Raw genomic sequence first — 9,422 nt, 5'->3', positions numbered from 1 at the left:
GTGCGTGCCAGCACCGTGCTGTTCGACAACACAGCGCACCAGCGCGAGATGCGACTGCGCCGCGGCGAGGAGCGCGTGTTCACCTACGGGGCGCGCGGCAACCCGACCAACTACGCGCTGGAAGACATGGTCAGCGAGCTCGAAGGCGCGTACCGTACGCGGCTCTTCCCCACAGGCCTGGCCGCCATCGCGATGACGTTGCTGTCTTACGTCAAACCTGGTGACCACCTGCTGATGTCGGACAGCGTCTACGAACCGGCGCGCAAGCTGGTGGAGTCCTTCCTCACGCCCTACAACATCCGCTGCACCTTCTTTGCAGCCGACGGCAGCGACGTGGAAGAAAAAATCGAGCCGGGCACGCGCATGATTTATGCCGAATGCCCGGGTTCGCTGGTGTATGAAATGTGCGACCTGCCGCGCCTGGCCGGCATTGCCCGTGCGCGGGGCCTGCTGCTGGTGGCCGACAACACCTGGGGCTCGGGCTACCAATACCGGCCGCTGGCACTGGGTGCCGACGTGTCCATCATGGCGGCCACCAAATACCTGTCGGGCCACTCCGACGTGATGATGGGCACCGTGGCCACCACGCAAGCCGCCTGGCAGGCGCTCAACGAGCGCAGCGATGCCTTCGGCATGACGGTGAGCCCCGACGATGCCTACCTGGTGCTGCGCGGCACACGCAGCATGGCCGCGCGCCTGGCCCTGCATGAAAGCGGCGCCCTGAAGGTGGCGGCCTGGCTGCAAACGCGCAGCGAAGTGGCGACCGTGTTCTGCCCGGCCCTGCCCGGCCATCCAGGTCACGCCATCTGGCAACGCGACTGCAAGGGCACCAACGGCCTGTTGTCCTTCGAGCTCCAGCGCACCTTCGACCAGGCCGCCGCCGAGCGGCTGATCGACGGCCTGCGGCTGTTTGGCCTGGGCGCTTCGTGGGGCGGCTATGAAAGCCTGGTCACGATGACCAACATGCGGGGCGCGCGCAGCGTGACCGACTGGTCGGGCCATGGCCAGATCGTGCGCTTGCACATCGGCCTGGAAGACCCGGTCGACCTGATAGGCGACTTGCAACAGGGGTTTGCCGCATTGGCTGCCTGAAGGTTTTACCTCCGCGCCTTTGCCCTTCGCTTCTCCCCCAGCCTCTTTCCTCTCCCTCACTCCTTTTCATCCGCCCCCGCGGCGGCTCTCGCCTGCCCTTTTCTTTCAGGTTTGCATCACCATGCCCAGCCACGCACACCTTTGGCTCCAACGCACCCGCAGCCTCTGGCCGGGCATTGCCTCGCCGCTGCTCATCATGCTGGCCGCCACTTTCGTCTCCGAACATTACGGCGGCCCGCAACTGCTATACGCCCTGCTGTTCGGACTGGCCTTTCATTTCCTGCACGAGGACGCACGCTGCCGGCCCGGTATAGAGTTCTGCGCCAAAACCCTGTTGCGCATCGGCGTGGCCTTGCTGGGTGCGCGCATCACGCTCTCCCAAATCGGGCACTTGGGTATCGGGCCGCTGGCCACCGCGGTGCTGGGCATTGCCAGCACGATTACCCTGGGCGCCTGGCTGGCACGGCGCTTTGATTTAAAGACCGATTTCGGCCTGCTTTGCGGCGCGGCTGTTTCGATTTGCGGCGCCTCCGCAGCGCTGGCCGTGGCGGCCGTCATGCCCAAAACCGAAGAGAGCGAGCGCTACACACTGCTAACCGTTGTCGGCGTCACCGGCCTCTCGACACTGGCAATGGTTGTGTTTCCGTTGCTGGCAAAGGGTTTGCGGCTGGACGACACCGCTGCCGGCATCTTCCTGGGTGGCACCATCCATGACGTGGCGCAGGTTGTCGGCGCCGGCTTGCTGCTATCGCACGAGACTGGCGACGTCGCGGTGATCGTCAAGCTCTTTCGCGTCACGCTGCTGGTGCCTGTGGTGGCAGTGCTGGCCTGGTACTGGCGGCGGCGCAGCAGCCCCGGCGGCGATACCGGCCCGCGCACGCCGCTGCTGCCCTTCTTCCTGGTCGGCTTCATGGCGCTGGTGCTGGCCAACAGCCTGGGCGTGGTGACGCCGCGGCTCAATGAGGCGCTGGGCCATGTGTCGCGCGCGTGTCTCGTGGTCGCCATTTCAGCGCTGGGCATCAAGACCTCGTTTGAAGCACTGGTGCAGCTCGGCTGGCGGCCCATGGCCCTGATGCTGCTGGAAACCCTGTGGCTGGTCGCCGTTTTTGCGGTGTACCTGTGCATTGTCCGGTGATGATTCGGCCGGAATTTGCTATGATTTTTATAGCTGCTTGCGCTCATCCTTAAAGGGCTGGAGCCCTAAAAGGCTTAAGACTTCAAGCCAGCAGGCAAGCCGCTTCCGTCTGGTCGTCCAGGCGGCGAAGCTCAGGCACCTCTTCAGCGCAGCGCGCAACGGCCAAGGGGCAGCGCGTTCGGAACACACACCCCGAGGGCGGTGACATCGGCGACGGCAGGTCGCCCTGCAGCAGCTGGATCACCTTCTTGCGCTCCAGCGCCGGGTCGGGAATCGGGATGGCCGACAGCAACGCCTGCGTGTAGGGGTGACGCGGCGCGGCATACAACGCCTTCTTTTTCGCCACTTCCATTTCATGCCCTAGGTACATCACCAAAATGCGGTCGCTGATGTGTTTGACGACGGCCAGGTCATGCGCGATGAAGATCAGCGCCAGACCCATGGATTTTTGCAGCGCCTTGAGCAGGTTGATGATTTGCGCCTGGATCGAGACATCGAGCGCTGAMACCGGCTCGTCGCAGATGATGAGCTTGGGCTCCAGGATCAGCGCCCGGGCGATACCGATGCGCTGGCACTGGCCGCCTGAAAATTCATGCGGGTAGCGGTTGATCTGCTGCGCCATCAGGCCAACGCGGCCCATCATGGCCTTGACGCGCTGCATCACTTCGGCCTCGGGCATGCGCGGGCGATGCGTGCGCAAAGGTTCGGCAATGATCTGCGCGATGGTCATGCGCGGGTCCAGCGAGGCCAACGGATCCTGGAAGATCATCTGGATGTCTGACCGCACGCCCAGCCAGGCTTGAGATGAAGCGCCCGTCATCTCCTGGCCCATCCAGACAATGTTGCCGGCGGTGGCAGGAATCAGGTTCAGCACCGCACGCGCCAAGGTGGATTTTCCGCAGCCCGACTCACCCACCACGCCCAGCGTTTCGCCCGCATGGATGTCGAAGGAAATGCCGTCCACGGCTTTCAGGATTCGCGCCGGCGACCAGGGCCAGGCGCCGCTTTTGATCCTGAAGTGCACTTTCAGGTCGCGCACCGACAAAATAGGTTGAGAGGCATCACGCATGGACGGCTCCCTTGGCCGCAAGTTCAGACACAGCCTCACTTGATTTGTGGCAAGCCCTGAGCACCGCCGGGTTGTGCAAGGCCGGCAGCAACGCGGGCATCACGTCACGGCACTGATCGCTGGCCAGCGTACAACGTTCGCTGAACGGGCAGCCCTTGGGAAGCCGCGCCATGTTGGGCGGCGCGCCTGGGATGGCGACCAGCGCTTCGTCATCCGCGTCCAGGCGCGGTATGGCACCCAGCAGGCCCACGGTATAGGGATGGGAGGCTCCATAAAAAATGCTGTCGGCACTGCCCTGCTCCATCACGCGCCCGCCGTACAGCACCATCACTTCATCGCACAGGCCCGCCACCACGCCCAGGTCGTGCGTGATCATGATGATCGCCGTTCCGAAGTCGCGCTGAAGATCGCGCAGCAAGGCGATGATTTGCGCCTGCACCGTCACGTCCAGCGCCGTGGTGGGCTCGTCGGCGATCAGCACTTCGGGCTCGCAGAGCAAGGCCATGGCGATCATCACACGCTGGCGCATGCCGCCCGAAAACTCGTGCGGGTACATGGTGATACGCCGCGCAGCTTCCGGGATCTTGACGGCGTCCAGCAGCTGGACCGACCTTGCGCGGGCGGACTTCCGGTCAAAGCCCTTGTGGAACTGCAGCACCTCGGTCATCTGCCGCTCCACCGTCAGGTAAGGGTTCAGCGACGTCATCGGGTCCTGAAAGATCATGGCCACGCGGTTGCCGCGAATCCTGTTGAGCTCGGCCGGCTTCATGGCCAGCAGGTCCTGGCCTTTGTAGAGGGCCTGGCCGGTGGCTTTGCCGTTGCCGGCGAGCAGGCCCATCATGGCCAGCACGCTCTGGCTTTTTCCGGAACCGCTTTCGCCGACGATGCCCAAAGTCTGGCCGCGCTCCAGCGAAAAATTGATGCCGTTGACGGCGTAGACAAGCCCGTCCTGGGTCTGGAACTGGACCCCGAGGTTGTTGACTTCAATCAGGCTCATGGTGCGGCTCAGCGGTCTTTGGGGTCGAGCGCATCACGCAGGCCGTCCCCGATGTAGTTGAAGCAGTACAGGGTCAACGAGAGCATGCCCGCCGGAAACAGCAGCATCCAGGGCGAGACTTCCATGACGGACGCACCGTCGTGGATCAGCACGCCCCAACTTGTCATTGGCTCCTGGATGCCCAGCCCCAGGAATGACAGCACGGACTCGACCAGGATCACGGCCGGCACGGTGACCGTGGTGTAGATCGCGACGATGCCCAGAAGATTGGGAACAATGTGCTGGAAGATGATGCGCCGTGTAGGCACGCCCAACGCGCGGGCCGCTTCAATGAACTCCTTGGAGCGCAGCGACAGCGTCTGGCCGCGCACCACGCGTGCCATGTTCATCCACGAAAATACCGTGATGGTGATCACCACCAGGTAAAAAGCCCGCCCCAATATGGTCACCATCAGGATGGCGATCAGCAAGTAAGGCACCGCGTACATCATGTCAACGACGCGCATCATGAAGGCGTCTACCTTGCCGCCTATGAAACCCGCCGTCGCGCCCCAGACAATGCCGAGCGTGACGGCCGACAGCGTCGCCAGGAAGCCCACCAGCAGCGATACGCGGCCGCCGATCAGGCTGCGCACCAGCAGGTCGCGGCCGGACTCGTCGGTGCCGAAAAAATGCCAGCCCTTGAGCATGGGCGGCAGGCTCATCGCGTCCCAGTCGGCAGCGTCAAAAGCATTGGGCAGCAGCCAGGGCCCGACGATGCAGCACAGCGTGATGAATGCCAGCAGGTACAGGCTGAACACCGCGGCCTTGTTGCGCATGAAGCGCACGCGCGCATCCGCCCAGGGGCTGCGGCCATGGATCTCGGCGTCGGCCAGCGTCTGGCCGACAGCCGTGGCGAGTTGGTCTTGTCTGGTTTTTTTTTCGAGCAGCATGCAGGCCTCTGCTCAGTACCGGATCTTCGGGTCGAGCAAGGCGTAGGCCAGGTCCACCAGCAGGTTCAGCGTGACGGCGATCACGGTCACCAGCACGACGAGGCCCAGGACCAGCGTGTAGTCGCGGTTGGCGGCGCCATTGACGATAAGCTTGCCGATGCCCGGCAGCGAGAACACCGACTCGGTCACGATGGCGGAGGTGATGGATGAAATCGCCAGGGGGCCCATGACGGACACCACCGGCAGCAGCGCGGGTTTGAGGGCGTGGCGCAGGATGACGGTGCGCATGGGCAGTCCCTTGGCGCGTGCGGTGCGGATGAAATTGCTGTGCAGCACCTCGATCAGGCTGCCGCGCATGACGCGCGCGATGGTGGCCACGTTGATGAAAATCAGCAGCAGCATGGGCAGGATCATGAAGCGCGGTGCGAAGTCATTCCAGCCCCCCGCGGGCGCCACCTTCAGCCAGACAGCGAACACCAGGATCAACACCGGGCCGATCACGAACGAGGGGAACACATGCCCGGCGTTGCCGAGCAGCATCACGAGGTAATCGACCGCACTGTTCTGGCGCACGGCGGCCACCGTGCCAAGGAACACACCGAGAAAGAAGGAGATGACGATGGCGCCCCCGCCTATCGCCGCGGACACCGGCAGCGCATTGGCCACCAACTCGTTGACCGACCAGTCGGCATAACGGAACGAGGCGCCCAGGTCGCCGTGCAGCAGGCTGTTGAGGTAATACAGGTACTGCTGCCACAGCGGCAAATCGAGGTGGTACTTGGCCTGCAGGTTGACCAGCACCGCCGCGGACACCTTGCGCTCGTCGTCAAACGGCCCGCCCGGCGTGCCGTGCAGGAGGAGATAGCAGACGGTGACAACGGCCAGCAAGGTGGGAATCGTCGCCAGGATGCGTCTGAAGGTGTAGGACCACATGGGGAATATCTCCGGGCTAGGTCTATGTCAGTGTGAGCGCCTGAACGCGTCGGCCAGGTACAGCTTAGCCCTGAAAGGCCTGCGAGGCATCAGAAAAACGTTGAAAGGCGGTGAAAAGCAGATCAAGGACAGGCAGGCGCACGGCGGCGCCCGCCATCCGGACATCAATGCTTGATGATGTACAGGTCCTTGCCGCGGTAGCGGTCCAGCGCGTTGGTGGTCGAATAACCGCCCACATAAGGCTTGACCAGGCGCGGCACGGTGTATTGCAGCAAAGGGATGATGGGATAGTCTTCCATGATCATCCTGGCGGCTTGCGTCAGCAGCGTCTTGCGCTTGGCCGGGTCCATCGACTGGTTGCCTTCATCGATCAGCGCAGAGGCCTTGCGGTTGCAGCTGTTGTGGTAGTTCTGGTCAGAATCGCACTGCACCAGCGTCAACCAGGTGGTGGCGTCGTTGTAGTCGGCGATCCAGCCGTTGCGGGCGATCTGGTAGTCCTTGTCGGTGCGCTTCTTGATCAGCACCTTGAACTCCATCGCTTCGAGTTCGACGTCCAGGCCCAGCTTGGTCTTCCACTCGGAGGCCGCAAAGATGGCCATTTTCTTGTGGTAATCGCTGGTGTTGTAGGAGAACTTGAGCTTGGTGCCGGCCGGAAGATTCGCTTCCTTCAGCAGCTTCTTGGCTTCGGCGATGCGCTTGTCGGCGGGCCACTTGGCCCAGTCGTAAGAGGTGACGTCGGCACCCGAAGTGCCTTTGACGATCACGCCGTATGCCGGGGTCTGGCCGTCGGCCGTCACGCGCTGCGCGAGGATGTCGCGGTCCAGCGCCATCGACAGCGCCTTGCGCACACGGATGTCCTTGAGTGCCGGGTCCGCATTGTTGAGCGAGTAATAGCGCAGGCCCAGCATGTCGGTGTTGCGGATTTCCTTGGGATATTGCGCCTTGTACTTGTCGAAGGTGCCTGGCGGGAGCTGGTAAACCCAGTCGTTCTCGCCCGACTCATAAAGCTTCACATCGGCATTGCCGTCTTCGACCGAGAGGTAGGTGAGTTTGGTGAGCTGGACATTCTTCGCGTCCCAGTACGCCGGGTTCTTGACCAGGATGATCTTGCTGTTGACCTGCCAGTCTTTCAGCGAGAAGGCGCCGTTGTTCACCATGTTGGCGGGCCGGGTCCAGTCCTTGCCGAATTTCTCGATGGTGGCTTTATGCAGGGGAGCGAGCTGGGGATTGGAAACGACCTCGGGCAGGAAACCGACCGGGAAAGGTGTCCTGATTTCCAGGGTGTAAGGGTCCACGGCCTTGACACCCAACTCGGTGACGGGCTTCTTGCCTTCAATGATCTCTTTGGCATTGAGCAGGAAGACGCCGTAGGTGGAAGCGTATTTGGAGGCGGTCGCCGGATCGACGAAGCGGCGCATGCTGTAGATGAAGTCTTCGGCCGTCACCGGGTCGCCGTTGGACCATTTGGCGTTCTTGCGCAGCTTGAAGACCCAGGTCAGGGGGTCCATCTGCTTCCAGCTCTCTGCCACGGCGGGGACGATCTTGCCGTTTTGGTCGGCGGCAGCCAGGCCTTCAAACATGTCGCGGATCACGTTGTTGGCCGGAACACCCGTCGCCAGTGCCGCATCCAGGGTTTCAGGCTCGGAGCCATTGTTGCGGACCAGTTCCTGCGTCTCGTGCAGCTTCACGCCCGCGGGCACCGTGGCCGCCACCGCCAGGCCAGCCAAGGCCAGCAGCACGGCGCTTGTCAGCGCCTTCATCGTCCAGTTTGAGTTCATGCCTGTTGCACTCCCGAATAGAAAATTGGCGGGCTTGTGGCCCGCCATGGTTGATGGAACGGGGCCCCTCTCGTGAGAGGAGCCCCCGTTTGCCTGTCAGTCGGCGCGAATATACCGCCGCGCCAGGCGCAGCCCCGTAGGGAGTAACCCTTCAGCAATTACCGTGCCTTCACGAAGCCATGGGTGGCGCGGAAGTCAAGGGGATACATAGGGAACACTTGCTCACAACTGAACGAGCGAGGCGACAGCCACGGGGCATGGACAGGTACCGCGATTCAAGCCGTGCATCACGGCACGGCTGGAGTCAGTGCCTGGTTCAAGCCTTCACGCAATTCCGGCGGCGAAGCGGCGGCGCCTTCTGACGCCATGGCGAGTGTCAGCAGGATTGCTATTGTTTTGATAGCTGCTTGCGCCCACGATGATTGACTTGCAGGCACAAATCACCTGAATTTTGGGTACCGGAAGAAAACCGGCCGCCCTGCTCTTGTGAGAATTTAAATAAAAATAGCTACCAGCCCAATAACCATGGGCGCAAGCAGCTATCAATCTTGTAGCGCGGGCGTCTGGTCCCGCAGACGCCCTCAGGCGCCGCGCACCCGCTCAGCGGCTGAGCTGGGTGGACGCCTTCAGGCTCAAGGCTTCCTCAGGCGGCTCTTTCCAGCCGCCACCCAAGGTCTTGTACAGCGTGACCTGGCTTTGCAGCTGTGCCAGCCGGGTTTGCACCACCGCCTGGCGTGCGGCGAACAGCGAGCGCTGTGCATCGAGCTGGTCCAGATAGCTGGCCACACCGTTCTGGTAGCGCAGATCAGCCAGTTTGAAACGCGTCGCCTCGGCATTGGCCTGCGCCTGCTGGGCACGCAGCTGCTCGCCCAAGGTGTCGCGGCCCGCCAGCGCATCGGCCACTTCACGGAAAGCCGTCTGGATGGACTTTTCGTACTGGGCGATGGCAATGTCACGCCCGGCATTGGCCGAATCCAGCCCGGCACGGTTACGGCCCGCATCAAAAAGCGGAAGGATCAGTTGCGGCGCCAGCGTCCAGCCGTAGGATCCGCTCTTGAACAGGCCCGACAGGTGCGAGCTGGCGCTGCCGGCAGAAGCCGTGAGTGAGATACGCGGGAAAAAAGCCGCACGGGCCGCGCCGATGTCGGCGTTGGCAGACAGCAGCTGTTGCTCGGCCTGGCGGATGTCTGGGCGGCGTTCCAGCAAGTCAGACGGCAGCCCCGCGGGCACGTCCACCATCATGGGGGCGTCTGCCAGACCTTTGCCGGCAGGCAAGGCCACCGCCAGGTCACCGCTCAATGGCTGGCCGATCAGCAGGGTCAGTGCGTTCTGATCCAGCGCACGCTGGCGCACCAGTTGGGCCAGCGAGGCGCGGGCCGCTTCTGTCAATGACTCGGCCTGGCGGAAGTCCAGCTCGGAAGCGACGCCGTTGCCAAAGCGCAGCTTGCTGAGCTTGAAGGCCTCTTCCCGTGTTGCCAGTGTTTGC

Annotated in this window: 8 protein-coding genes; 2 read left to right on the top strand and 6 right to left on the bottom strand. The window is 63.0% G+C overall.

What is annotated here, in order from left to right; all coding sequences use genetic code 11:
- Both metC and AC1DWI_RS05880 read left to right on the top strand, forming a co-directional pair.
- Window positions 1–1,092: cystathionine beta-lyase (gene metC / locus AC1DWI_RS05885; protein WP_477724523.1), on the top strand; the 1,092-nt coding region annotated here is incomplete at its 5' end.
- 121 nt (window positions 1,093–1,213) lie between these two features.
- Window positions 1,214–2,227 carry a YeiH family protein gene (locus AC1DWI_RS05880; protein WP_477669039.1) on the top strand — a complete coding sequence of 338 codons (1,014 nt, stop codon included), beginning with the start codon at window positions 1,214–1,216 and terminating at the stop codon, window positions 2,225–2,227.
- An 82-nt stretch (window positions 2,228–2,309) separates the two neighbouring features.
- On the opposite strand, the gene oppF is transcribed toward AC1DWI_RS05880, so the two are convergent.
- The 6 genes from oppF to AC1DWI_RS05850 form a co-directional block, all read right to left on the bottom strand.
- The gene (oppF, locus tag AC1DWI_RS05875; protein ID WP_477669038.1) at window positions 2,310–3,296 is read right to left on the bottom strand and encodes a murein tripeptide/oligopeptide ABC transporter ATP binding protein OppF; all 987 of its coding nucleotides are present in this window, start codon (window positions 3,294–3,296) and stop codon (window positions 2,310–2,312) included.
- Complete coding sequence (locus tag AC1DWI_RS05870; protein ID WP_477669037.1) at window positions 3,289–4,293, bottom strand: oligopeptide/dipeptide ABC transporter ATP-binding protein; 1,005 nt, start codon at window positions 4,291–4,293, stop codon at window positions 3,289–3,291. Before AC1DWI_RS05870 ends, oppF begins: the two co-directional genes overlap by 8 nt.
- A gap of 8 nt (window positions 4,294–4,301) precedes the next feature.
- Entirely contained in the window at window positions 4,302–5,225 is a 924-nt protein-coding gene (locus tag AC1DWI_RS05865; RefSeq protein ID WP_477669036.1) for an ABC transporter permease subunit, read from the bottom strand.
- Between the two features lie 12 nt (window positions 5,226–5,237).
- The gene (oppB, locus tag AC1DWI_RS05860) at window positions 5,238–6,158 is read right to left on the bottom strand and encodes an oligopeptide ABC transporter permease OppB (protein WP_477669035.1); all 921 of its coding nucleotides are present in this window, start codon (window positions 6,156–6,158) and stop codon (window positions 5,238–5,240) included.
- 164 nt (window positions 6,159–6,322) lie between these two features.
- Window positions 6,323–7,936, bottom strand: a complete 1,614-nt coding sequence (locus AC1DWI_RS05855; protein WP_477669034.1) for a peptide ABC transporter substrate-binding protein — start codon at window positions 7,934–7,936, stop codon at window positions 6,323–6,325.
- Window positions 7,937–8,536: 600 nt separating this feature from the next.
- The coding region (locus AC1DWI_RS05850) for an efflux transporter outer membrane subunit (protein ID WP_477724522.1) at window positions 8,537–9,422 on the bottom strand (886 nt) is incomplete at its 5' end.

The organism is Polaromonas sp. P3_C2, from assembly GCF_056402675.1.
The sequence above is the reverse complement of the archived record's forward strand: the minus strand, read 5'-3'. Positions and strand labels throughout refer to the sequence as shown.